The sequence below is a fragment of the Streptomyces sp. TRM49041 genome, assembly GCF_008271805.1.
In the GTDB taxonomy this organism is placed as follows: domain Bacteria; phylum Actinomycetota; class Actinomycetes; order Streptomycetales; family Streptomycetaceae; genus Streptomyces.
Genome location: NZ_VSRY01000123.1, coordinates 88,321 through 110,600, shown reverse-complemented (window position 1 = coordinate 110,600; position 22,280 = coordinate 88,321). Strand labels below are relative to the sequence as shown.

Annotated in this window: 21 protein-coding genes and 1 pseudogene; 15 read left to right on the top strand and 7 right to left on the bottom strand. The window is 72.7% G+C overall.

Features of this window, described 5'->3' with window-relative positions; translation table 11 throughout:
- Nucleotides 1-160: 160 nt before the first annotated feature.
- The 3 genes and pseudogenes from FVS66_RS15105 to FVS66_RS15095 form a co-directional block, all read right to left on the bottom strand.
- Nucleotides 161-2,254: pseudogene (locus tag FVS66_RS15105) on the bottom strand (Tex family protein); the annotation flags it as partial.
- 92 nt (nt 2,255-2,346) lie between these two features.
- Complete coding sequence (locus FVS66_RS15100; protein ID WP_149181721.1) at nt 2,347-3,213, bottom strand: SCO6745 family protein; 867 nt, start codon at nt 3,211-3,213, stop codon at nt 2,347-2,349.
- A gap of 51 nt (nt 3,214-3,264) precedes the next feature.
- Complete coding sequence (locus FVS66_RS15095) at nt 3,265-4,011, bottom strand: enoyl-CoA hydratase/isomerase family protein (RefSeq protein WP_149181705.1); 747 nt, start codon at nt 4,009-4,011, stop codon at nt 3,265-3,267.
- Here FVS66_RS15095 and FVS66_RS15090 point away from each other — a divergent pair.
- Nucleotides 3,997-4,494: a hypothetical protein gene (locus FVS66_RS15090; protein WP_399225591.1), complete on the top strand. Its 498-nt coding sequence runs from the start codon at nt 3,997-3,999 to the stop codon at nt 4,492-4,494. The two genes, FVS66_RS15095 and FVS66_RS15090, sit on opposite strands and share 15 nt — an antisense overlap.
- 93 nt (nt 4,495-4,587) lie before the next feature.
- Nucleotides 4,588-5,031 carry an ATP-binding protein gene (locus FVS66_RS15085; RefSeq protein ID WP_149181720.1) on the top strand — a complete coding sequence of 148 codons (444 nt, stop codon included), beginning with the start codon at nt 4,588-4,590 and terminating at the stop codon, nt 5,029-5,031.
- A 155-nt stretch (nt 5,032-5,186) separates the two neighbouring features.
- Here FVS66_RS15085 and idi read toward each other — a convergent pair whose 3' ends face one another.
- The 4 genes from idi to FVS66_RS35970 all read right to left on the bottom strand — a co-directional run bounded on the left by idi (nt 5,187) and on the right by FVS66_RS35970 (nt 7,648).
- On the bottom strand, nt 5,187-5,780 hold the full coding sequence (gene idi / locus FVS66_RS15080; protein ID WP_149181704.1) for an isopentenyl-diphosphate Delta-isomerase: 594 nt from the start codon (nt 5,778-5,780) through the stop codon (nt 5,187-5,189).
- A 67-nt stretch (nt 5,781-5,847) separates the two neighbouring features.
- Nucleotides 5,848-5,970, bottom strand: a complete 123-nt coding sequence (locus tag FVS66_RS35975; protein WP_262387004.1) for a hypothetical protein — start codon at nt 5,968-5,970, stop codon at nt 5,848-5,850.
- 176 nt (nt 5,971-6,146) lie between these two features.
- A complete protein-coding gene (locus FVS66_RS15075) occupies nt 6,147-7,088 on the bottom strand; it encodes a cation diffusion facilitator family transporter (protein ID WP_149181703.1) in 942 nt (313 codons plus the stop codon).
- Nucleotides 7,089-7,375: 287 nt separating this feature from the next.
- Nucleotides 7,376-7,648: a hypothetical protein gene (locus tag FVS66_RS35970; RefSeq protein WP_262387003.1), complete on the bottom strand. Its 273-nt coding sequence runs from the start codon at nt 7,646-7,648 to the stop codon at nt 7,376-7,378.
- Between the two features lie 99 nt (nt 7,649-7,747).
- On the opposite strand from FVS66_RS35970, the gene FVS66_RS15070 reads away from it, so the two are divergent.
- The 13 genes from FVS66_RS15070 (at nt 7,748) to FVS66_RS15010 (ending at nt 22,277) form a co-directional block, all read left to right on the top strand.
- Entirely contained in the window at nt 7,748-9,406 is a 1,659-nt protein-coding gene (locus FVS66_RS15070) for a DUF5941 domain-containing protein (protein ID WP_262387002.1), read from the top strand.
- Nucleotides 9,403-10,140 (top strand): phosphocholine cytidylyltransferase family protein, encoded by a 738-nt coding sequence (locus FVS66_RS15065; RefSeq protein ID WP_149181701.1) that lies wholly within the window; start codon nt 9,403-9,405, stop codon nt 10,138-10,140. Before FVS66_RS15070 ends, FVS66_RS15065 begins: the two co-directional genes overlap by 4 nt.
- Nucleotides 10,128-11,189 (top strand): iron-containing alcohol dehydrogenase family protein, encoded by a 1,062-nt coding sequence (locus tag FVS66_RS15060; protein ID WP_149181700.1) that lies wholly within the window; start codon nt 10,128-10,130, stop codon nt 11,187-11,189. Before FVS66_RS15065 ends, FVS66_RS15060 begins: the two co-directional genes overlap by 13 nt.
- Nucleotides 11,167-11,946 (top strand): CDP-alcohol phosphatidyltransferase family protein, encoded by a 780-nt coding sequence (locus tag FVS66_RS15055; protein ID WP_149181699.1) that lies wholly within the window; start codon nt 11,167-11,169, stop codon nt 11,944-11,946. Before FVS66_RS15060 ends, FVS66_RS15055 begins: the two co-directional genes overlap by 23 nt.
- A gap of 8 nt (nt 11,947-11,954) precedes the next feature.
- Nucleotides 11,955-12,827 carry a glycosyltransferase gene (locus FVS66_RS15050; RefSeq protein WP_149181719.1) on the top strand — a complete coding sequence of 291 codons (873 nt, stop codon included), beginning with the start codon at nt 11,955-11,957 and terminating at the stop codon, nt 12,825-12,827.
- 111 nt (nt 12,828-12,938) lie between these two features.
- Nucleotides 12,939-13,868, top strand: a complete 930-nt coding sequence (locus FVS66_RS15045; protein WP_149181698.1) for an ABC transporter permease — start codon at nt 12,939-12,941, stop codon at nt 13,866-13,868.
- Complete coding sequence (locus FVS66_RS15040) at nt 13,861-14,664, top strand: ABC transporter ATP-binding protein (RefSeq protein ID WP_262387001.1); 804 nt, start codon at nt 13,861-13,863, stop codon at nt 14,662-14,664. Before FVS66_RS15045 ends, FVS66_RS15040 begins: the two co-directional genes overlap by 8 nt.
- A 292-nt stretch (nt 14,665-14,956) precedes the next feature.
- Complete coding sequence (gene hpnC, locus FVS66_RS15035; RefSeq protein ID WP_149181697.1) at nt 14,957-15,871, top strand: squalene synthase HpnC; 915 nt, start codon at nt 14,957-14,959, stop codon at nt 15,869-15,871.
- The gene (gene hpnD / locus FVS66_RS15030) at nt 15,868-16,818 is read left to right on the top strand and encodes a presqualene diphosphate synthase HpnD (protein ID WP_187645533.1); all 951 of its coding nucleotides are present in this window, start codon (nt 15,868-15,870) and stop codon (nt 16,816-16,818) included. Before hpnC ends, hpnD begins: the two co-directional genes overlap by 4 nt.
- A gap of 145 nt (nt 16,819-16,963) precedes the next feature.
- On the top strand, nt 16,964-18,337 hold the full coding sequence (hpnE, locus tag FVS66_RS15025; RefSeq protein WP_149181696.1) for a hydroxysqualene dehydroxylase HpnE: 1,374 nt from the start codon (nt 16,964-16,966) through the stop codon (nt 18,335-18,337).
- Complete coding sequence (locus FVS66_RS15020) at nt 18,334-19,434, top strand: polyprenyl synthetase family protein (protein WP_149181695.1); 1,101 nt, start codon at nt 18,334-18,336, stop codon at nt 19,432-19,434. The genes hpnE and FVS66_RS15020 overlap by 4 nt, the downstream gene beginning before the upstream one ends.
- 164 nt (nt 19,435-19,598) lie before the next feature.
- Entirely contained in the window at nt 19,599-21,584 is a 1,986-nt protein-coding gene (shc, locus tag FVS66_RS15015) for a squalene--hopene cyclase (RefSeq protein ID WP_149181694.1), read from the top strand.
- The gene (locus FVS66_RS15010; protein ID WP_149181693.1) at nt 21,585-22,277 is read left to right on the top strand and encodes a 1-hydroxy-2-methyl-2-butenyl 4-diphosphate reductase; all 693 of its coding nucleotides are present in this window, start codon (nt 21,585-21,587) and stop codon (nt 22,275-22,277) included.
- The last annotated feature ends 3 nt before the right edge of the window (nt 22,278-22,280 follow it).

Genomic DNA, 22,280 nt, shown 5'->3' with positions numbered 1-22,280 from the left:
GTCCGCGACCTCGATCCGGCGCGTGACGTGGACCGCGTCCAGCATGCGGCGGTCGTGCGTGACCAGGAGCAGCGTGCCGGCCCGCCGCCTCGTCCTCCAGGCGCAGCGTCAGGGAGATCCGCTTGCGCGGCACGTCGACGTCCAGGACCTTGACCTTCACCACGTCGCCCGGCTTCACCACGTCCCGCGGGTCCTTGACGAAGGTCCGGGACATCGCCGACACATGCACCAGGCCGTCCTGGTGGACGCCGATGTCCACGAACGCCCCGAACGCCGCCACGTTGGTGACGACACCCTCCAGCACCATCCCGCCCGCCAGGTCGCCGATCTTCTCGACGCCCTCCTTGAAGGTGGCCGTACGGAACGCGGGCCTCGGGTCACGGCCCGGCTTCTCCAGCTCCCGCAGGATGTCCGTGACCGTCGGCAGACCGAACGTCTCGTCCACGAAGGTCTCGGGCCGCAGCGACCGCAGCACGCCCGTGTTGCCGATCAGCGACGCGACCTCGCCGCCCGTCGTCTTCACCATCCGCCGCACCACCGGGTACGCCTCCGGGTGCACCGCCGACGCGTCCAGCGGGTCGTCGCCGCCGCGGATACGCAGGAAGCCCGCGCACTGCTCGTAAGCCTTCGGGCCCAGCCGCGCCACGTCCTTCAGCGCCCTCCGCGACCGGAACGGCCCATTCGAGTCCCGGTGCGCCACGATGTTCTCCGCGAGCCCGGCACCGATGCCGGACACCCGCGAGAGCAGTGGCGCGGACGCCGTGTTGACGTCGACGCCGACGCCGTTCACACAGTCCTCGACGACCGCGTCGAGCGACCGGGACAGCTTCAACTCGGACAGGTCGTGCTGGTACTGGCCGACGCCGATCGACTTCGGGTCGATCTTCACCAGCTCGGCCAGCGGGTCCTGGAGCCGCCGCGCGATCGACACCGCGCCGCGCAGCGACACGTCGAGCCCGGGCAGCTCCTGCGAGGCGAACGCGGACGCCGAGTACACCGACGCGCCCGCCTCCGACACCATCACCTTGGTGAGGTTCAGCTCGGGGTGCCGGGCGATCAGGTCGGCGGCGAGCTTGTCCGTCTCGCGGGACGCCGTGCCGTTGCCGATGGCGACCAGCTCGACCGCGTGCTCCTTCGCCAGCCGCGCCAGCGCCGCCAGCGACTCGTCCCACTTGTTCCGCGGCACGTGCGGGTAGATCGTGTCGGTCGCGACCACCTTGCCGGTCGCGTCGACGACGGCGACCTTGACACCCGTACGGAACCCGGGGTCGAGCCCCAGTGTCGCCCGCGTCCCGGCCGGGGCGGCGAGCAGCAGGTCCCGCAGGTTCGCGGCGAACACCCGCACCGCCTCGTCCTCGGCCGCCGTGCGCAGCCGCAGCCGCAGGTCGATACCGAGATGCACCAGGATCCTGGTGCGCCACGCCCAGCGGACGGTGTCGGCCAGCCACTTGTCGGCGGGCCGACCCCGGTTCTCGATCCCGAACCGCCGGGCGACCGACCCCTCGTACGTGGACGGGCCCTCGACCGGCTCCTCCGGCTCCAGAACCAGCTCCAGGACGTCCTCCTTCTCACCGCGCAGCATCGCCAGTACGCGGTGCGAGGGCAGCTCGGTGAACGGCTCCGCGAAGTCGAAGTAGTCGGCGAACTTGGCGCCCGCCTCCTCCTTGCCCTCCCGCACCTTCGCCACCAGACGGCCCCGCGTCCACATCCGCTCGCGCAGCTCGCCGATCAGGTCGGCGTCCTCCGAGAACCGCTCGGTGAGAATGGCCCGCGCGCCTTCCAGGGCGGCCGCCGGATCGGCGACGCCCTTGTCCGCGTCGACGAACGCGGCGGCCGCCGCGAGCGGCTCCACGGACGGATCGCCGAGCAGCCCGTCGGCCAGCGGCTCCAGCCCGGCCTCGCGGGCGATCTGGGCCTTGGTGCGGCGCTTCGGTTTGAACGGGAGATAGATGTCCTCCAGGCGGGCCTTGGTGTCGGCCTCCCGGAGCCGGGCCTCCAGCTCCTCGGTCAGCTTGCCCTGCTCCCGTACGGAGTCGAGGATCGCGGCGCGCCGCTCCTCCAGCTCCCGCAGGTAGCGCAGCCGCTCCTCCAGGGTGCGCAGCTGCGTGTCGTCGAGCATCCCGGTCGCTTCCTTGCGGTAGCGCGCGATGAACGGCACGGTCGATCCGCCGTCCAGCAGCTCGACGGCCGCCTTGACCTGTCGCTCCCGTACGCCGAGTTCCTCGGCGATCCTGCCTTCGATGGACGTCGTCACGGTGTGTCCCGACCCGCCTTCTCGTGCCTCCAGGTTGCGCTCGCATTCTGCCTGCTCAGGGCGGGATGTGTCGCATCCCGCCCGGCAAGCCGTCAGTCCTGGCCGGTGAGTCGGGTCGGAAACGCGCCCGCCGCGGCCGCCTTCGCCAGGAAACCCCTGGCCAGTTCGGTGAGCCGGGCGACGCCCGCCGTGCCGATGTGCTCGTACGGCGCCGCGTCCATACGGTCCGTCCTGTCCTCCACGTCCTCGCGGAGCGCCGCGCCCTCCTCGGTCAGCTCGCCCGCGTCGTCCAGCAGCCCGCGCCGGGTGAGCCGTTCCACCGCGGCGTCCCAGTCGGCCCGCTGCCAGCCCCGGGTGGCGAGGACCCAGCGGGGCGAGACGCCCGTGCCGGTCGCCGTGTGGCTGACCACGGCCTCCAGCGGGTCGAGGCCGGCGTTCAGCAGCGCGGCCAGGTGCGCGTCGCCCCGGTGCTCGCGCAGCAGCGTCGCCGCGTGCCAGTACGCGAGGTGCGGGGCCTCCGGCACGGGCAGGTCGGCGTGGGCCGCGTACAGCGGCCGGGCGTGCCGGGTGCACGCCTCCGTGGCGCGCAGCGCGAGCGCGGCCGCCTCCGCCATCTCGTCGGAGGCGGCGACATCCTCGCCGAGCAGCCGCCGCACGGTGGTGTCCGCCGCCCGCAGACGCGCCGCGAGTACATCCGCCGGCGACGCGGTGTCCCACACGGCCGGCAGGTGCCGGGCTATCAGCTCATGGTTGAAGTTGTAGAAGGTCCCGGTGACCGCACCGGGGCCCACGGCGCCCATGGCGGCGGCCCGGCCGGCGAAGTAAGCGGCGTGGGAGTCCGCGATGCCGGTCCCGGCCAGCTCCCGGTCGTAGTCGGGGGAGAAGTAGACGGTCGAGTGGAACAGGTTGACCGGGTGTGTGCAGCGGCGTACGGCGCGCGGCGGGAGAGTCGTCGTCATCGTCATGCCGCACACGTTACCGACTGGTCGGTACGGAGCGCAGGGGCGGATTCAGCCCCGGTAGCCGAACCGCGGGTGCCGACGCTCCAGGAAGGCGGCGATCCCCTCCGCCGTGTCGTCGCTCTTGCGGGCCTCCTCCGCCCAGTGCACGTCCCGGTCGGTGCGGCCGGCGGCGAACTCCTTCGCGGCGGCCTGGGTCAGCAGCGACCGGGACAGCAGCACCCGTACGAACTCCGCGACCCGTCCACCCAGCTCCCCGGCCGGCAGCACCTCGTCGACCAGTCCCGTGCGCAGCGCCCGCTCGTCGTCGATCAGCTCCGCGGAGAAGAGCAGGTACTTCGCCGCCGAAGGGCCGACGAGGGAGACCAGCCTGCGGGTCGAGGAGGCCGGGTAGACGATGCCGAGCTTCGCCGGGGTCACCCCGAAGCGGGCGCCCTCCTCGGCGAACCGCAGATCGCAGGCCGCCGCCAGCTGGCAGCCGCCGCCCACGCAGTAGCCGCGCACGGCCGCCACCGTCGGCTTGGGGAACGCGGCCAGTGCCTCCTCCGCCCGTACCGCCAGCGACTGTTGCCGGTCACCCGGTTCGCGCAGCGTCGAGATGTCGGCCCCGGCGCAGAACGTCTCGCCCGCGCCGGTCAGGACCAGCGCCCGTACGCCCGGGTCGGCGGCCAGCTCCGCCAGGACCTCCGGGAGCGCCTGCCACATGGCCGCCGTCATGGCGTTCCGCTTGGCCGGGTTGCTGATGACGACGGTCGCGACCCCGTCGGTGACGCGGTGTTCCAGCTGCGGCTGCTCCATGTGCCGGATGCTATCCGGGGGCCCGGACCGTACGATCAAGAAGGGGCGCCGGGGCTCCTCTGCACCGGCTCGGCCACGCTGACCTCCATGCTGCTGTTCAGCTACTTCTGGCCGGCCGTGGTGGTCGCCGCGCTGAACATCGCCGCCGGGTTCGTGGTCATCCGCCACCCGGAGGAGTCGGCCGAGGCGTTCACCATCTTCGCCGCGCTGCTGTTCCTGATGTTCCTGACCGGCGGGGTGTTCCGGCTGGTGGGAGGCGTGGTGGTGCGCGGCCCGCACTTCGGCTGGACGCTGCTGCAAGGCTCGCCGGCGCTGCTCTTCGACGGTGTCGGCCTGATCGCGATCGGGGTGGGCGGGCGCCGGATCGCCGGGCTGGTCTCCGAGCGGATGGCGCCGCCGGACGACACGGAGGCACCAGAAGCCGGTCTCGAACAGCCGGAGAAGTCAGAGCTTCGCTCAGAAGCGACCAGGAACCCTCGATAAGAAGTCATTTGTGGTCACCGGCCCGGGTGCGGCGTCCGGGAGCCAACACTCGGAGCCGTGGCGACAATCGAGCACGAGGGTGGGAGCCGGACCATGGAGAGCCGCGGAAGCGTCCCGGCCCGGCCACCGTCGTACGAAGGGGTCTGGCGCTTCACCGCTGCCGCGGTCGACGCCTCCGTTCCGCAGGCCAGGCATGCCGTACGTGACCTGCTGAACCGTCAGGGAGTCCCGGTCCGCGACGACGTCGTGCAGGGCCTGCTGCTGATCGTCTCCGAGCTGGTGACCAACGCCGTACGGCACGCGGCCCTGCTCTCCCCGCAGCTGGCGGTGGAGGTCGCGATCGGCGCCGAGTGGATCCGGGTGGCCGTCGAGGACAACCACCCCTACCGGCCCAAGGCGCTGGAGACCGACTACGGGCAGACGGGCGGCCGTGGCCTGCTCCTGGTCCGCGAGATCACCCGCGAGGCGGGCGGTACCTGCGACGTCGAGCACACTTCGTCCGGCGGCAAGATCATCTGGGCCGCGCTGCCCCTGTGACCGGACGACGACGCCCCCGGTCGCGTACGGGATACGGCGTACGGCCGAGGGCGTCGCACCCGGGTCGGGAGCCGCCAGGGGCAGGGGCCTCCAGGGGTCAGGGGCCTCCAGGGGTCAGGGGCCGCCGGGTGCCAGGGCCCGTGAGACGGCGGGGCTCACCAGCCGCCCGTCGCCCCCGTCAGCTCCTTGATGGCCGGGCGCGCCGCGTCCAGGACGGTCATGAACCAGGCGGAGAACGGCGCGGACGCGTGCCGCTCGGCCAGCTCCGGCGCCGTCACGAACGCGGTCTCCCCGACCTCCGCCGGGTCCGGCCGCAGCGGAGCCTGCACCATCCCCACGAAGAGGTGGTTGTACTCCTGCTCCACCAGGCCCGACGCCGGGTCGGGGTGGTTGTAGCGGACCGTGCCCGCCTCGGCCATCAGCGACGGGGAGACGCCCAGCTCCTCGAACACCCGCCGTACGGCCGCCGTGAACGGCGCCTCACCCGGATAGGGGTGGCCGCAGCAGGTGTTCGACCAGACGCCCGGCGAGTGGTACTTCCCCAGCGCCCGGCGCTGCAGCAGCAGCCGCCCCTCCTCGTCGAAGAGGAACACCGAGAACGCCCGGTGCAACTGCCCGGGCGCCTGGTGCGCGGAGAGCTTCTCGGCGGTGCCGATGGTGCTGCCGTTCTCGTCGACCAGCTCCAGCATGATCGAGGGTGCGGCTCCGTTCGAGGAGCTGTTCGCCGCGGTGGCAGGTGTGGTCGGCATAACCATCCTTCGCATCGGTTCTCGGCCCTGTGGGGCAATCCTCAGTCTGCCGTACAAAAGCCGCTTGTCAGTACACGGCAAGGGCGCGTACGCGGCGGAACGCGCCGTCCGGTCGGACGCCGAACGCGGGCGGGTGGGTGATCGTGCCCATGGGCAACTGCCCCCAACCGCCGGGCGGGAGCGCCGTCATGGGCCGCGATGTACGCCTCGGAGGACGGCCGGACCCCGCGCCGCGTGGCCGGTACGAATCCGCAGCGGAGGCGGTACTCCGGATGACCGACCCCCGCCGACATCCGCCGACCCCCGCCGACCTCTGCCTGCCCTCGCCGACCTCCGCCGGCCGCTCGCCCCGCGGCCGGGCCGCTATCAGTGGCAGAACCCCGCCTCGTGCGCCGCGTGGCCGAAGGGCTCCAGCTGGAACGTGCAGTGTTCCACGTCGAAGTGGCCGACCAGACACTCCTGGAGGTCGTGCAGCATCTTCTCGTGGCCCGCACCGTCCAGGACGCTAGCGTCCACCACGACGTGGGCGGACAGCACCGGCATCCCCGAAGTGATCGTCCACGCGTGCAGATCATGTACGTCCTCCACCCCCGGCAGTGCCAGCAGATGGGCCCGCACCTCCGTCATGTCCACGCCCTTGGGCGCCGCCTCCAGTAGCACCTCCAGCGTCTCGCGGAGCAGCTTCACCGTACGCGGCACGATCATCACGGCGATCACCAGGGACGCGATCGGGTCGGCACCCTGCCATCCGGTGGTGAGGATGACCGCCGCGGCCACCAGCACCGTCACCGAGCCGAGCGCGTCGGCGAGCACCTCCAGATAGGCGCCGCGCACGTTCAGGCTCTCCTTCTGCCCGCGCATCAGCAGCGACAGCGAGACGATGTTCGCGACCAGACCGACCAGGGCGAAGACGATCGTGAGCCCGCCCTTCGTCTCCGCCGGGGTGATGAACCGCTGGACCGCCTCGAAGAGGACGTAGCCGCCCGCGCCGAGCAGCAGCAGACAGTTCGCCAGCGCCGCCAGGATCTCGGCGCGGGCGTAGCCGTAGGTGCGGTTCACGGTGGGCGGGCGGTTGGCCATGTGGATGGCCAGCAGCGCCATGCCGAGCCCGACGGCGTCGGTGGCCATGTGTGTCGCGTCGGCGATCAGCGCGAGGGAGTCGGCGAGGACACCGCCGACGATCTCGACCACCATCACGGACAGTGTGATGGTCAGGGCAACCCGCAGCCGCCAGCGGTGCGCCGCCCCGGCCGTACCGGTCGGCGGCGGTGCTCCATGCGTGTGTCCGTGGTGATGCCCGGCCCCCATGAGGTCGCCTCCCGATCATGTCAGTGACTGCCTTGAGCGGTCAGTCAACTACGGGTGGGGGGTATGTGCAAGCTGATGCTGAACACCGTTGTCATATGCCCTGACCTGCGGATTCTCCGGTCCTCAGGACGTCCGCCGAGCCCGGGACGGCCACCGTCCCGCGCCCGCCCCGGCCGTGGCGCCCATGACCGGGGGTTTGTCGCCCGAGGAGATGATCGACGATGATGATCTCACCGTCGGAGCCGACGTCGCCGTACGCGGAAACCTCGGTGAACTCCGGCTTCCGTTCATCCGATAGCCTCTGCCGACGTGCCGCCGCCCGGATCCGGGCAGAGCCGCCGCGCACCCAGCCTGTCAGCTCCAAGGAGTGAGTTCGTCTGTCGACCGCCATCCTCACCGGTCCTCCGGTACCCGGATCGCCGCTCGAGGGCGATCTGCGGTCGCTGGGCTTCGAGGTCCGCACCGCCGCGGACCCGCGCGAGACCGCCGCGCTGCTCGCCGCCGTCCCGGCCGGTGAGCGCGTCGCCGTCGTCGACCCCCGGTTCGTCGGCCACCAGCACGCCCTGCGCCTCGCCCTGACCGACCCGCGCTTCCCCGCCGGGGCGGCCGCGGGCGCCCTCACGGCCCAGCCGGACGCCCGCCCGGCGCTGACCCGGGCCATGGCCTCCCTGGCCACCGGCACCGGCACCACCGCCCCCGGCGCCCCCACGGCCCCCAGCACCACCGCCCCCGGCGCCTCCGCGGAGCCCGACGGCCCCGCCACGGCCGGCCCGGGCACCCCGGCAGCCCCGGCCACCGCCACCGGCCTCACCGCCGCCCCGCTCGACCCGGCCCCCCTCCCCGACGTGCTCGCCGCCGCCCTGGAGGCAGACGGGGTCGCCGTGCACCGGCCCGACCTCGGGTCGCTCGTCGCCGCCGTGCCCGTCGAGCCGCAGACCCGCAAGGAGACGCGGGACGCCGTCGCGGCCGTCGACGACGAGGCCGTGAGGCTCCGCTCCGCCGTGAAGTCCCGCGACGGGTTCTTCACCACGTTCTTCATCAGCCCGTACTCCCGCCACCTCGCCCGCTGGTGCGCCCGCCGGGGCTTCACCCCCAACCAGGTCACCACCGCGTCCCTCCTCACCGCTCTCGTCGCGGCGGGCTGCGCGGCCACCGGGACCCGGGGCGGCTTCGTCGCGGCGGGCCTGCTGCTCCTCTTCTCCTTCGTGCTGGACTGCACCGACGGCCAGCTCGCCCGCTACTCCCTCCAGTACTCCACGCTCGGCGCCTGGCTCGACGCCACGTTCGACCGGGTCAAGGAGTACGCCTACTACGCGGGCCTCGCCCTGGGCGCCGCTCGTGGCGGCGGCAGTGACGATGTATGGGCACTCGCGCTGGGCGCGATGGTCCTCCAGACCTGCCGGCACGTCGTGGACTTCTCCTTCAACGAGGCCAACCACGACGCCACCGCCAACACAAGCCCCACCGCCGCCCTCTCCGACCGGCTCGACAGCGTCGGCTGGACGGTCTGGGTGCGCCGCATGATCATCCTGCCGATCGGCGAGCGCTGGGCGATGATCGCGGTCCTCACCGCGGTCACCACCCCCCGTACCGTCTTCTACGCCCTCCTCGTCGGCTGCGCCTTCGCCGCCTGCTACACCACAGCCGGCCGCGTTCTGCGCTCCCTGACCCGCAAGGCGCACCGGACCGACCGCGCCGCCCAGGCCCTCGCGGACCTCGCCGACACCGGGCCGCTCGGCGAGCTGGCGGCCCGGGGACCGGGACGGTGGGCCCGCCCCATCGGCGGCCGGACGCTGTACGCGGCCGTCGGCGCCGCCGCGCTCCTGGGCGCCGCCGCGGCCGCGCCCATAGGCATCGTGGTCGTACCGGCCGCCGTGCTGTACGTCCTCACCTCCGGGGCCGCCGTCGCCCAGCCGCTCAAGGGCTCGCTCGACTGGCTCGTACCGCCCGTCCTCCGCGCCGCCGAGTACTGCACCGTCCTCGTTCTCGCCGCCCGCTCCGAGGCCCCCGGGGCGCTCCCCGCGGCGTTCGGGCTGGTCGCGGCCGTCGCCTACCATCACTACGACACGGTGTACCGCATCCGCGGCGGCACCGGCGCGCCGCCCGCCTGGCTGGTGCGCGCCCTCGGCGGCCAAGAGGGGCGGACGCTGCTCGTGGCGGTACTCGCGGCCCTCCTCGCGACGGGCGGCGGCGACGGCTTCGCTCTCGCGCTCACCGCTCTCGCCGGCGCCGTGGCGCTGGTGGGGCTCGCGGAGTCCATCCGCTTCTGGGTGTCCTCCGGAGCACCCGCAGTACACGACGAAGGAGAACCCGCATGATCGGCCTCGTACTGGCAGCCGGTGCCGGACGGCGTCTGCGCCCCTACACCGACACGCTCCCGAAGGCCCTCGTGCCCGTCGACGGCGACACCACCGTCCTCGACCTCACCCTCGGCAACTTCGCCGAGGTCGGCCTCACCGAGGCCGCGATCGTCGTGGGCTACCGCAAGGAGGCGGTGTACGAGCGCAAGGCCGCCCTGGAGGCCAAGTACGGGGTCAAGCTCACCCTCGTCGACAACGACAAGGCCGAGGAGTGGAACAACGCCTACTCCCTGTGGTGCGCGCGTGATGTGCTCCAGGAGGGCGTCATCCTCGCCAACGGCGACACCGTCCACCCCGTCTCCGTCGAGCAGACCCTCCTCGCCGCCCGCGGTGGCGACCAGAAGATCATCCTCGCCCTCGACACGGTGAAGTCCCTCGCCGACGAGGAGATGAAGGTGATCACCGAGGACGGCCTCGGCGTCCGCCGCATCACCAAGCTCATGGACCCGGCCACCGCCACCGGCGAGTACATCGGCGTCACCCTCATCGAGCCGTCGGCCGCCGCCGACCTCGCCGACGCCCTCAGGACCACCTTCGAGCGCGACCCCGACCTGTACTACGAGGACGGCTACCAGGAGCTTGTCCACCGCGGCTTCCGGATCGACGTGGCGCCCATCGGCGACGTCCGCTGGGTGGAGATCGACAACCACGACGACCTCACGAAGGGCCGTGAGATCGCGTGCCTGTACTGACCCGGCTGATCCCCTCGCCGGTCGTCGTCGAGATCAGCGGCGGCGCCATGGACAAGCTGGCCGGCCTCCTCGCCGACCAGCGGATCTCCGCGTCCGGCAAGCTGGCCATGGCCATCAGCAACGGTTCCGGCCGCGCCCTGCGCGAGCAGCTGGCGCCGCTGCTCCCGGACGCCCACTGGTACACGGTCGACGACGGCACGATCGACTCCGCCGTACGCCTCGCCGACGCCATCCGCGGCGAGCGCTACGACGCGGTGGTCGGGCTCGGCGGCGGCAAGATCATCGACGTGACGAAATACGCCGCGGCGCGCGTCGGCCTGCCCATGGTCGCCGTCGCGACGAACCTCTCCCACGACGGCATCTGCTCGCCCATCTCCACGCTCGACAACGACAACGGCCGCGGCTCCTACGGCGTGCCCTCGCCGATCGCCATGGTCATCGACCTCGATGTGATCCGGGAGGCGCCGGCGCGGTACGTCCGCTCCGGCATCGGCGAGGCGATCTCCAACATCTCCGCGATCGCCGACTGGCAGCTCTCCCACCGGGTCACCGGCGAGACCGTCGACGGCCTCGCCGCCGCCATGGCCCGCACCGCCGGGGAGTCCGTGCTGCGCCACCCCGGCGGCATCGGCGACGACGAGTTCCTCGTCGTCCTCGCCGAGGCGCTCGTCCTGGGCGGCATCGCCATGTCGATCAGCGGCGACAGCCGGCCCTCGTCCGGCGCCTGCCACGAGATCAGCCATGCCTTCGACCTGCTGCACCCGGCCCGCCGCGCGCTCCACGGAGAGCAGTGCGGGCTCGGCGCGGCCTTCGCGATGCATCTGCGCGGCGCCCGCGAGGAGGCGGGCCTCATCGCCGAGGTGCTCCGCCGGCACGGGCTGCCGGTGCTGCCCGAGGAGATCGGGTTCACCGCCGACGAGTTCGCCGAGACCGTGGCGTACGCGCCGCAGACCCGGCCCGGGCGCTTCACGATCCTGGAACATCTCGACCTGTCCACCGACCAGATCAGGGACGCGTACGCCGACTATGCAAAAACCATCGGTAGCTGAGCTCCGCCCCGTAGTCCACCCCCCGGGTGTGAAGGACCGGCGCAGCGGCGAGCACTGGGGCGGCCGCCTCTACATGCGTGAGATCTCGCTGCGCCTGACCCGGCACCTGGTGAACACGCGCGTCACACCGAACCAGCTGACGTACGTCATGACCGTCGCCGGCGTCCTCGCCGCCCCGGCCCTCCTTGTTCCGGGGATCCCCGGGGCGCTGCTCGGCGTGCTCATGGTGCAGCTCTACCTGCTGCTCGACTGCGTCGACGGCGAGGTCGCCCGCTGGAAGAAGCAGTTCTCACTCGGCGGGGTGTACCTGGACCGTGTCGGCGCCTATCTGTGCGACGCGGCCGTGCTGGTCGGATTCGGCCTGCGCGCCGCCGATCTGTGGGGCAGCGGGCGCATCGACTGGCTGTGGGCATTCCTGGGCACGCTCGCCGCGCTCGGTGCCATCCTGATCAAGGCCGAGACCGACCTCGTCGCCGTCGCCCGGCACCAGGGCGGCCTGCCGCCGGTCAAGGAGGCGGCGTCGGAGCCGCGCTCGTCCGGCCTGGCGCTGGCCCGCAAGGCGGCCGCGGCGCTGAAGTTCCACCGACTCGTCCTGGGCATAGAGGCATCGCTGGTCATCCTGTTCGCCGCGGTCCTGGACACGTTCCGGGGCGACCTCTTCTTCACCCGCCTGGGCGTCGCCGTCCTCGCGGGCATCGCCCTCGTGCAGACCCTGCTGCACCTGGTGTCGATCCTCGCGTCGAGCAGGCTGAGGTGAGCGACCGTATGAAGCTCGGTGCCGTCATCATCACCATGGGCGACCGCCCCGACGACCTGGCCGCCCTCATCGAGTCGGTCGCCCGGCAGGAGGGCGAGCCCGTCGAGGTGGTCGTCGTCGGCAACGGCGCCCCCGTGACCGGCGTCCCCGGCTGGGTGCGCACCGTCGAACTGCCCGAGAACCTCGGCATCCCCGGCGGCCGCAACGCCGGCATCGAGGCGTTCGGCCGGGACGGCACCGATGTCGACGCCCTGCTCTTCCTCGACGACGACGGACGGCTGCCCGGCAAGGACACCGCCGAACTCGTCCGCCGGGCGTTCACCGACGACCCGGAACTCGGCATCCTCAGCTTCCGCATCGCCGACCCGGACACCGGGGTCACCCAGCGGCGGCACGTGCCCCGGCTGCGGGCCTCCGACCCGATGCGGTCCTCGCGCGTCACGACCTTCCTCGGCGGCGCCAGCGCCGTCCGCACCAAGGTCATCGCCGAGGTCGGCCCGCTGCCGGGCGAGTTCTTCTACGCGCACGAGGAGACCGACCTCGCGTGGCGGGCCCTGGACGCCGGCTGGATGATCGACTACCGGGCCGACATGGTGCTCCACCACCCGACGACCGCCCCGTCCCGGCATGCCGTCTACCACCGGATGGTCGCGCGGAACCGGGTCTGGCTGGCGCGCCGCAACCTGCCCGCGCCACTGATCCCCGTGTACGTCGGGGTGTGGCTGATGCTGACCCTGCTGAGGCGCCCGACGGGGGCCGCGCTGAAGGCGTGGTTCGGGGGTTTCAAGGAGGGCTGGACGACGCCGTGCGGGCCCCGGCGGCCCATGAGGTGGCGTACCGTGTGGCGACTCACAAGGCTGGGCCGCCCTCCCGTCATCTGACAAGCTCGGACCCGACAGCACCGTGTCCCCGGGGCGAGGCCGCCACCCTGTCCCGGGGACGCGCCGCACCCCACCGCCCCCCCCGCATCGTGAACACGAAAGTTTCGACCTGTGAGTGAGACAACCCACGACCGAGTGGTCGCCGTGAGTGTCCCGCCCTCTCCCGACGACGCCCTGACTCCGGCGGAACTGGCCGCCAAGTACGGCCTCTCGGTGAGCGGGGCCCGGCCGGGCCTGGCGGAGTACGTCCGGCAGCTGTGGGGACGGCGTCACTTCATCCTGACGTTCTCCCGGGCGAAGCTCACGGCCCAGTACAGCCAGGCCAAGCTCGGCCAGCTGTGGCAGGTGGCCACCCCGCTGCTGAACGCCGCGGTGTACTTCCTGATCTTCGCGCTGATCCTGAACGCCAGTCGTGGAATGGACAAGAAGGTCTACATCCCGTTCCTGGTCACGGGTGTCTTCGTGTTCATGTTCACGCAGACGTCCGTGATGTCCGGCGTGAAGTCCATCTCCGGGAACCTGGGCCTGGTGCGGGCCCTGCACTTCCCGCGCGCCGCGCTGCCCATCTCACTGGCGCTCCAGCAGCTTCAGCAGCTGATGTACTCGATGATCGTCCTGTTCGTCATCGCGTCTGCGTTCGGCAGCTACCCGTCGCTCTCCTGGCTGCTGATCGTGCCCGCGCTGGCGCTCCAGTTCATGTTCAACACCGGCCTGGCCATGATCATGGCCAGGCTCGGCAGCAAGACCCCGGACCTCGCCCAGCTGATGCCCTTCGTCATGCGGACGTGGATGTACGCGTCGGGTGTCATGTTCTCCATCCCGATCATGCTGAAGGACAAGCCGGCCTGGATCGCCGACGTCCTGATGTACAACCCGGCGGCCGTCTACATGGACCTCGTCCGCTTCGCCCTGATCAAGGGGTACACCTCCGACAACCTCCCCGACCACGTCTGGCTCGCCGGGCTTCTGTGGGCGGTCGTCGTCGGGGTCGCCGGGTTCGTGTACTTCTGGAAGGCTGAGGAGCGCTACGGCCGTGGCTGACGACTTCATCGACGCGCGCCCCCCGGGGCCGCGGATCCCCACCGTCATCGCCGACGACGTGCACATCGTCTACCGCGTCAACGGCGCCGGAACGTCCGGCAGAGGCAGCGCCACGGCGGCGCTCAGCCGTATCCTCCGCCGCGACAAGGGCGAGGCGCGCGGCGTCCGCAAGGTCCACGCGGTACGCGGCGTCTCCTTCACCGCGTACCGCGGTGAGGCCATCGGCCTGATCGGCACCAACGGCTCCGGCAAGTCGACCCTGCTGCGCGCCATCGCCGGGCTGCTGCCCACCGAGCGGGGCAAGGTCTACACCGACGGCCAGCCGTCCCTCCTCGGCGTCAACGCGGCGCTCATGGGCGACCTGACCGGCGAGCGCAACGTCATCCTCGGGGGCCTCGCCATGGGCATGTCCCGTGAGGAGATCAGGGCACGCTACCAGGACATCGTCGACTTCTCCGGCATCAACGAGAAGGGCGACTTCATCACCCTCCCCATGCGGACCTACTCCTCCGGCATGGGCGCCCGGCTCCGCTTCGCCATCGCCGCCGCCAAGGACCACGACGTGCTGATGATCGACGAGGCGCTGGCCACCGGCGACCGCAAGTTCCAGATCCGCTCCGAGGAGCGCATCCGGGAACTCCGCAAGGAGGCCGGCACGGTCTTCCTCGTCAGCCACAGCAACAAGTCGATCCGCGACACCTGCGACCGCGTGCTGTGGCTGGAGAAGGGCGAACTCCTGATGGACGGTCCGACGGACGAGGTCCTCAAGGCGTACGAGAAGGAGACCGGCAGATAGCCGGCGGCCGCCCGCCCGGACGCCGCGCGCGACCGGAGCGGACCCTTGCCGGACCACCCGGCCGGGCCCCACTCCGTGCCGCGTGCGGCACCCTGCGAGGGACGGGCCGCCGTACGACGTAAGCTGTACCGGTTCTGATTCACGCCAAGTGCGGCGGTAGCTCCGCCAGACCGGCGGCGTGTCCGAAATGTGATGTATTGGGTCCACAGTGTAGAACGGGAGATGTGACGGCAATGACGGAGAATCTCCAGCTCGCCGGGGGTCCCGCCGTCCCCGCGCCGGGCAGTCCGCAGTGACGGGCGTCCGGCAGACGCGCCCCGACGCCCGCGCGCGTACGACCCTGGACAAGGCCACGGACGAGAACTTCCCCGTGGCCCCCTTCTTCCTGCCCCGCGCCTGGCGCGCCGACCTCATGGCCGTCTACGGCTACGCCCGCCTGGTCGACGACATCGGCGACGGCGACCTCGCACCCGGCGGCGCCGACGCACGCCACCTCGGAGCCGACCCCGACGCCGACCCGCTCACCCTGCTCGACGCCTTCGAGGCCGACCTGCGCCGCGCCTTCGGCGGGGCGGCCACCGCACCCTCCCACCCGCTGCTGCGCGCCCTGCTGCCCACCGTGCGCCGTCACGCGCTCACCCCCGAACCGTTCCTCGCCCTCATCGAGGCGAACCGGCAGGACCAGCACGTCCGTCGCTACGGCACATACGGCGAACTCGTCGCGTACTGCGAGCTGTCCGCCAACCCCGTCGGCCGGCTCGTCCTCGCAGTCACCGGCACCACGACCCCCGAGCGAATCCGCCACTCCGACGCCGTCTGCACCGCCCTCCAGATCGTCGAACACCTCCAGGACGTCGCCGAGGACCTCGGCCGCGACCGGATCTACCTGCCCGCCGACGACATGGTCCGCTTCCACGTCACCGAGGCCGACCTGGCACGCCCCACCGCGGGCGCGTCGGTGCGCGCCCTGGTCGCGTACGAGGCGGAACGCGCCCGCGAGCTCCTGAAGGAAGGGACCCCGCTTGTGGGTAGTGTCCACGGCAGGCTCCGGCTGCTCCTCGCCGGTTTCGTCGCCGGGGGACACGCGGCCCTCGACGCCGTCAAGGCCACCCGGCACGACGTACTCCCCGGACCGCCAAGGCCCACGAAGCTCCGTCTGCTCCGGCAGGCGGGAGCGGTCTTGCGAACAGCGCGTAGAGAGGGGTGAACGGGACCGTGGAGATCACGACGGAGATGCCCCCGCCGGTCCAGGCCGCGTACAGCTACTGCGAGGCCGTCACGGTCCAGCAGGCGCGGAACTTCGCCTACGGCATCCGGCTTCTGCCGACCGAGAAGCGGCAGGCGATGTCGGCGCTCTACGCCTTCTCGCGCCGCGTCGACGACATCGGCGACGGCACGCTCGGCCCCGCGACCAAGCAGAGCCGCCTCGAAGCCACCCGCGACGTGCTGGACCGGATCCGGCGGGGCGCCGTCGCCGACGACGACACCGACCCGGTGGCCGTCGCGCTCGCCGACTCGGCCCGCCGTTTCCCGCTGCCGCTGGACGGCTTCGACGAGCTCATCGACGGCGTCCTGATGGACGTCCGCGGTGAGACGTACGAGACCTGGGACGACCTCGAGGTCTACTGCCGCTGCGTCGCCGGTGCCATCGGACGGCTCTCGCTCGGCGTGTTCGGTACGGCCCCCGGCGCGCGCGACGCCGCACGTGCCGCGGAGTACGCCGACACGCTGGGGCTCGCGCTCCAACTCACCAACATCCTCAGGGACCTTCGCGAGGACGCCGCCAACGGACGTACATACCTCCCGGCGGACGAGCTGGCCAAGTTCGGCTGCGCCGACGGCTTCCGTACCGCGACCCCGCCCCAGGGCTCCGACTTCGCCGGTCTAGTCCACCACGAAGTACGGCGCGCCCGCGCCCTGTTCGCCGACGGCTACCGGCTGCTGCCCATGCTGGACCGGCGCAGCGGCGCATGTGTCGCCGCGATGGCCGGCATCTACCGCCGCCTCCTCGACCGCATCGAACGCGACCCCGAGGCCGTGCTGCGCGGCCGCGTCTCCCTGCCGGGCCGCGAGAAGGCGTACGTCGCCGTGCGCGGCCTCTCCGGCCTCGACGCCCGCACCGTCTCCCGCCGCACCGAGAGGACCCGCCCGTGACCCCGCTCCCCGGGACCCCTCGCAACCACCGCACCGCGCCGCGCCGTTACGTCGCGCCCCTCTCCTCACCCCGGCCCCGCGAGCGCGGGCACGACCGGTCGGTGCCACGACCGGCGCGCCGCGCACCGGGGCAGGAGGCCGTCGCATGAGCAGGCAGAGTGCCGTGGTCGTCGGGGGCGGGCTCGCCGGGGTCACCGCCGCACTGCGGCTCGCCGACGCCGGGGTGCGGGTCACGGTGCTGGAGGGACGGCCCAGACTGGGCGGGCTGGCGTTCTCCTTCCGACGCGGCGGACTCACCGTCGACAACGGCCAGCACGTGTACCTGCGCTGCTGCACCGCGTACCGATGGTTCCTCGACCAGGTCGGCGGCGCCGGACTCGCACCGCTCCAGGACCGGCTCGACGTGCCCGTGCTGGACGCCGCCCGGCCGCCGGGCCGCCGCCTGGGACGGCTGCGCCGCACCGCCCTGCCCGTACCGCTGCACCTGGCCGCGAGCCTCGCCACGTACCCGCACCTGTCCCTCGCCGAGCGCGCGAGCGTCGGGCGTGCCGCCCTCGCTCTCCAGGGCCTCGACCTGGACGACCCCGCCCTCGACCGCGTCGACTTCGCCTCCTGGCTGGCGCGGCACGGCCAGTCGCGCCGCGCCGTCGAGGCGCTGTGGGACCTCGTCGGCGTCGCCACGCTCAACGCCACCGCGCCGCACTCCTCCCTCGGCCTCGCCGCGATGGTCTTCAAGACCGGCCTCCTCTCCGCGCCCGGCGCCGCCGACATCGGCTGGGCCCGCGTCCCCCTCGGCCATCTCCACGACACGCTCGCCCGCAAGGCCCTCGACGCCCGTGGTGTGCGGGTCGCCGTCCGCACCAAGGCGACGGCCATCACCCCCGCCGACGGCGGCCGCTGGGTCGTCGACGTGCCCGGCGACACCCAGGAGGCGGACACCGTCGTGCTCGCCGTGCCCCAGCGCGAGACCCACGACCTCCTCCCGCCCGGCGCCCTCGACGCCCCCGGCGACCTGCTGAGGATCGGCACCGCGCCCATCCTCAACATCCATGTCCTGTACGACCGCCCGGTCCTGCGGCGCCCCTTCTTCGCCGCGCTCGGCTCACCCGTCCAGTGGGTCTTCGACCGCACCGACGCCTCCGGCCTCCAGGGCGGCGGCCAGTACCTGGCGCTGTCGCAGTCCGCCGCCGAGGACGAGATCGACGCCCCCGTGGCCGAGCTCCGCGCCCGCTACCTGCCCGAGCTGGAGCGGCTCCTGCCACCCGTCCGGCACGCCCGCGTGCGGGACTTCTTCGTGACCCGGGAGCGGACGGCGACGTTCGCCCCGGCGCCCGGTGTCGGACGGTTCCGCCCCGGAACCCACACCCGTGCGCCCGGCCTGTACCTCGCCGGCGCGTGGACCGCCACCGGCTGGCCCGCCACCATGGAGGGAGCGGTGCGCAGCGGCTTCACCGCCGCGTCCGCCGCCCTGTCGGCCCTCGGCCGCCCCCACGTACATCCGCTCGAGGAGGCGGCATGAGACCGAGTACTGGAACAAGAGGAGAGACCGTGCCGACTGTGCCCCCGGCGAACCCCGCCGTCGACGCCGCGGAGGTCGCCGCGCTGCTGGACCGCGGGCGGGCCCTGTCCACCCCCGTTCTGCGCGCGGCCGTGGACCGGCTCGCGAAGCCCATGGACACCGTCGCCGCCTACCACTTCGGCTGGATCGACGCCCACGGGCGGCCCGCCGACGGGGACGGCGGCAAGGCCGTACGCCCCGCGCTCGCGCTGCTGTCCGCGGAGGCGGCGGGCGCCGCGCCGGAGACCGGCGTCCCCGGAGCCGTGGCCGTGGAGCTCGTGCACAACTTCTCACTGCTGCACGACGACCTCATGGACGGCGACGAGCAGCGCCGCCACCGCGACACGGTGTGGAAGGTGCACGGTCCCGCCCAGGCGATCCTCGTCGGTGACGCGCTGTTCGCCCTGGCCAACGAGCTGCTGCTGGAACTCGGCACCGTCGAGGCCGGCCGTGCCACCCGCCGTCTCACCCTCGCCACCCGCAAGCTGATCGACGGGCAGGCCCAGGACATCTCCTACGAGCACCGCGAGCGGGTCACCGTCGAGGAGTGCCTGGAGATGGAGGGCAACAAGACCGGCGCGCTGCTCGCCTGCTCGGCGTCCATCGGCGCCGTGCTCGGCGGCGCCGACGACCGCACCGCCGACGCCCTGGAGGCGTACGGCTACCACCTCGGGCTGGCGTTCCAGGCCGTCGACGACCTGCTCGGCATCTGGGGCGACCCCGAGGCCACCGGCAAGCAGACCTGGAGCGACCTGCGCCAGCGCAAGAAGTCCCTGCCGGTCGTCGCCGCCCTCGCGGCGGGCGGCCCGGCCTCCGAGCGGCTGGGCGAGCTGCTCACGGCCGACGCCAAGAGCCAGGACTTCGAGTCCTTCTCGGAGGAGGAGTTCGCCGCGCGCGCCGCCCTCATCGAGGAGGCCGGCGGACGCGGCTGGACCGCCGAGGAGGCCCGCCGCCAGCACACCGTCGCCATCGAGGCGCTGGACCGAGTCGACATGCCGGCCCGGGTGCGGGCGCAGCTCACCGCGCTCGCCGACTTCGTCGTCGTACGGAAGAGATGATCACGATCAGGACCACGTCCGCGACCTGCACCACCACCAGGTCCAGGAGCACGTTCCCGCGCATATGACCTCGCGGTCGCCGGCCGGTGCCGTACGCACTCCGTACGGCACCGGCCGACGGCAGACCCGTAGCAGCAGCACGTCCACTGCACGAAGGGGAAGCCATGACAGCGACGACCGACGGAAGCGCCGGGGCCGTGGGCCCGCGGGCTGCCACGGCGACCGGGACGGACCACGGCCCACCCGCCGCGGACGGCGTCCGCGCCGCCGCCGAGACCGCCACGAGGCGCTCCGTCGAGCATCTGCTCGGCCGGCAGGACGCCGAGGGCTGGTGGAAGGGCGACCTGGAGACCAACGTCACCATGGACGCCGAGGACCTCCTCCTGCGCGAGTTCCTCGGCATCCGCGACGACGCCACCACGGAGGCCGCCGCCCGCTTCATCCGAGGTGAACAGCGCGACGACGGCACCTGGGCCACCTTCTACGGCGGGCCCGGAGAACTCTCCGCCACCGTCGAGGCGTATGTAGCCCTCCGGCTGGCCGGGGACCCGCCCGACGCGCCGCACATGGCCGGCGCCGCCGTCTGGATCCGGGAGCGGGGCGGCATCGCGGCGGCCCGCGTCTTCACCCGTATCTGGCTGGCCCTGTTCGGCTGGTGGAAGTGGGACGACCTGCCCGAACTGCCACCCGAGCTGATCTATCTGCCGCCCTGGTTCCCGCTGAACATCTACGACTTCGGGCAGTGGGCCCGGCAGACGATCGTGCCGCTCACCATCGTCTCCGCCAAACGGCCCGTGCGGCCCGCGCCCTTCGCGCTGGACGAGCTGCACACCGACCCCCGCCGCCCGAACCCGCCGCGCCCCCTCTCCCCGGCGGCCACCTGGGAGGGGCTGTTCCAGCGGCTCGACAAGGCCCTGCACCGCTACCGCCGCGTCGCCCCCCGCGGCCTGCGCCGCGCCGCGGTGAACACAGCCGCCCGCTGGATCATCGAGCGCCAGGAGAACGACGGCTGCTGGGGCGGCATCCAGCCCCCGGCCGTCTACTCCCTGATCGCCCTCCGCCTCCTCGGCTACGATCTCGGCCACCCCGTGATGCGCGCCGGCCTGGAGTCCCTGGACCGGTTCGCGGTCCGGCGGGAGGACGGCGCCCGCATGATCGAGGCGTGCCAGTCACCCGTCTGGGACACCTGCCTCGCCACCATCGCCCTCGCGGACGCCGGCCTGCCCCCGGACCACCCCGCCCTCGTCAAGGCCGCCGACTGGATACTGGCCGAGCAGATCGTACGGTCCGGCGACTGGGCCGTGCGCAGGCCGCAACTCGTGCCCGGCGGCTGGGCGTTCGAGTTCCACAACGACAACTACCCCGATATCGACGACACCGCCGAGGTCATCCTCGCCCTGCGCCGGGTGCGCCACCCCGACCCGGAGCGGGTCGACGCGGCGATCGAGCGCGGTGCCCGCTGGACCATGGGCATGCAGTCCCGTGACGGCGGCTGGGGAGCCTTCGACGCCGACAACGCCAGCCCGTTCCCCAACCTGCTGCCGTTCTGCGACTTCGGCGAGGTCATCGACCCGCCGTCCGCCGACGTCACCGCCCATGTGGTGGAGATGCTCGCCCACGAGGGCCGTGCCCACGACCCCCGTACGCGCCGCGGCATCGCCTGGCTGCTCGCCGAACAGGAGCCGAGCGGCGCCTGGTTCGGGCGCTGGGGCGTCAACCACGTGTACGGCACGGGGTCGGTGGTGCCGGCGCTCACCGCGGCGGGGCTGTCCGTCGCGCACCCGGCGATCCGGCGCGCCGTCGCCTGGCTGGAGTCCGTGCAGAACGACGACGGGGGCTGGGGCGAGGACCTCCGCTCGTACCGCGACGAGAAGTGGATCGGCCGGGGCGCCTCCACCGCCTCCCAGACCGGCTGGGCGCTGCTCGCGCTGCTCGCGGCGGGCGAGCGGGACTCCGCCGCTGTGGCGCGCGGTGTGACATGGCTGGCGGAGACACAGCGGGCGGACGGCTCCTGGGACGAGCCGTACTTCACCGGCACCGGCTTCCCCTGGGACTTCTCCATCAACTACCACCTGTACCGGCAGGTCTTCCCGCTCACCGCGCTGGGCCGGTACGTCCACGGGGAACCCTCCTTCGGCAAGGAGCGCTGAATGGCAGCCGAACCGGAGCCGGCCGGCTCCCCGCGCACCCCGGCGCCCCCTCCGGCGCCGCTGCTGATCGCCTGCGCGCTCGGCATCGAACAACTGGCTCTGCGCAGCGGCCGGGGCGGCGCGGGTGGGGGCGGTGCCGACGGGACCGGCACCCTGACCGTGCTGCGCACCGGCATGGGGCCCGCGCACGCCCGCCGCGCCGTGGCCGACGCGCTGCGGGACGGGCCGCTGCGGGGCGCCGCCGTCATCGCCTCCGGCTTCTGCGCCGGGCTCGCCCCGGGCATGCACCCGGGCGACCTGGTCGTCGCCGACGAGACTCGCGGCCCGGACGGAGCCACCCCCTGTACGGCCACCGGAGCGCTCGTGGCGGCCCTGGCCCGGACCGTGCCGGGGCGTACGGTCCACACCGGGCCGCTGACCGGCTCCGAGCATGTCGTACGCGGCCAGGAACGCGTCGCGCTCCGCGCCACGGGCGCGCTCGCCGTGGACATGGAGTCCGCCGCCACGCTGCACTCCGCACTGGCCGTGGGCCCCCGCCCGGTTGCCGCCGTCCGGGTGGTCGTGGACGCCCCGGAGCACGAACTGGTCCGCATCGGAACGGTACGCGGTGGAATATCGGCTTTCCGTGTTCTCCGTGCCGTACTCCCCGCATTCCATGAATGGCACCGTTCTTTGCTGCTCCCCAGGAGGTGAGCC

Excerpts from the sequence above, each read along its gene's own strand:
- FVS66_RS15065 (WP_149181701.1), top strand. The coding sequence starts at position 9,403 with ATGATCGGCCTCGTACTGGCAGCCGGTGCCGGACGGCGTCTGCGCCCC.
- hpnE (WP_149181696.1), top strand. The coding sequence starts at position 16,964 with ATGAGCAGGCAGAGTGCCGTGGTCGTCGGGGGCGGGCTCGCCGGGGTC.
- FVS66_RS15050 (WP_149181719.1), top strand. The coding sequence starts at position 11,955 with ATGAAGCTCGGTGCCGTCATCATCACCATGGGCGACCGCCCCGACGAC.
- FVS66_RS35975 (WP_262387004.1), bottom strand. The coding sequence starts at position 5,970 with ATGACGGCGCTCCCGCCCGGCGGTTGGGGGCAGTTGCCCATGGGCACG.
- shc (WP_149181694.1), top strand. The coding sequence starts at position 19,599 with ATGACAGCGACGACCGACGGAAGCGCCGGGGCCGTGGGCCCGCGGGCT.
- FVS66_RS15085 (WP_149181720.1), top strand. The coding sequence starts at position 4,588 with ATGGAGAGCCGCGGAAGCGTCCCGGCCCGGCCACCGTCGTACGAAGGG.
- FVS66_RS15075 (WP_149181703.1), bottom strand. The coding sequence starts at position 7,088 with ATGGGGGCCGGGCATCACCACGGACACACGCATGGAGCACCGCCGCCG.
- idi (WP_149181704.1), bottom strand. The coding sequence starts at position 5,780 with ATGCCGACCACACCTGCCACCGCGGCGAACAGCTCCTCGAACGGAGCC.
- FVS66_RS15070 (WP_262387002.1), top strand. The coding sequence starts at position 7,748 with ATGGCCTCCCTGGCCACCGGCACCGGCACCACCGCCCCCGGCGCCCCC.
- FVS66_RS15055 (WP_149181699.1), top strand. The coding sequence starts at position 11,167 with ATGCAAAAACCATCGGTAGCTGAGCTCCGCCCCGTAGTCCACCCCCCG.
- FVS66_RS15095 (WP_149181705.1), bottom strand. The coding sequence starts at position 4,011 with ATGGAGCAGCCGCAGCTGGAACACCGCGTCACCGACGGGGTCGCGACC.
- FVS66_RS15010 (WP_149181693.1), top strand. The coding sequence starts at position 21,585 with ATGGCAGCCGAACCGGAGCCGGCCGGCTCCCCGCGCACCCCGGCGCCC.
- FVS66_RS15020 (WP_149181695.1), top strand. The coding sequence starts at position 18,334 with ATGAGACCGAGTACTGGAACAAGAGGAGAGACCGTGCCGACTGTGCCC.
- FVS66_RS15100 (WP_149181721.1), bottom strand. The coding sequence starts at position 3,213 with ATGACGACGACTCTCCCGCCGCGCGCCGTACGCCGCTGCACACACCCG.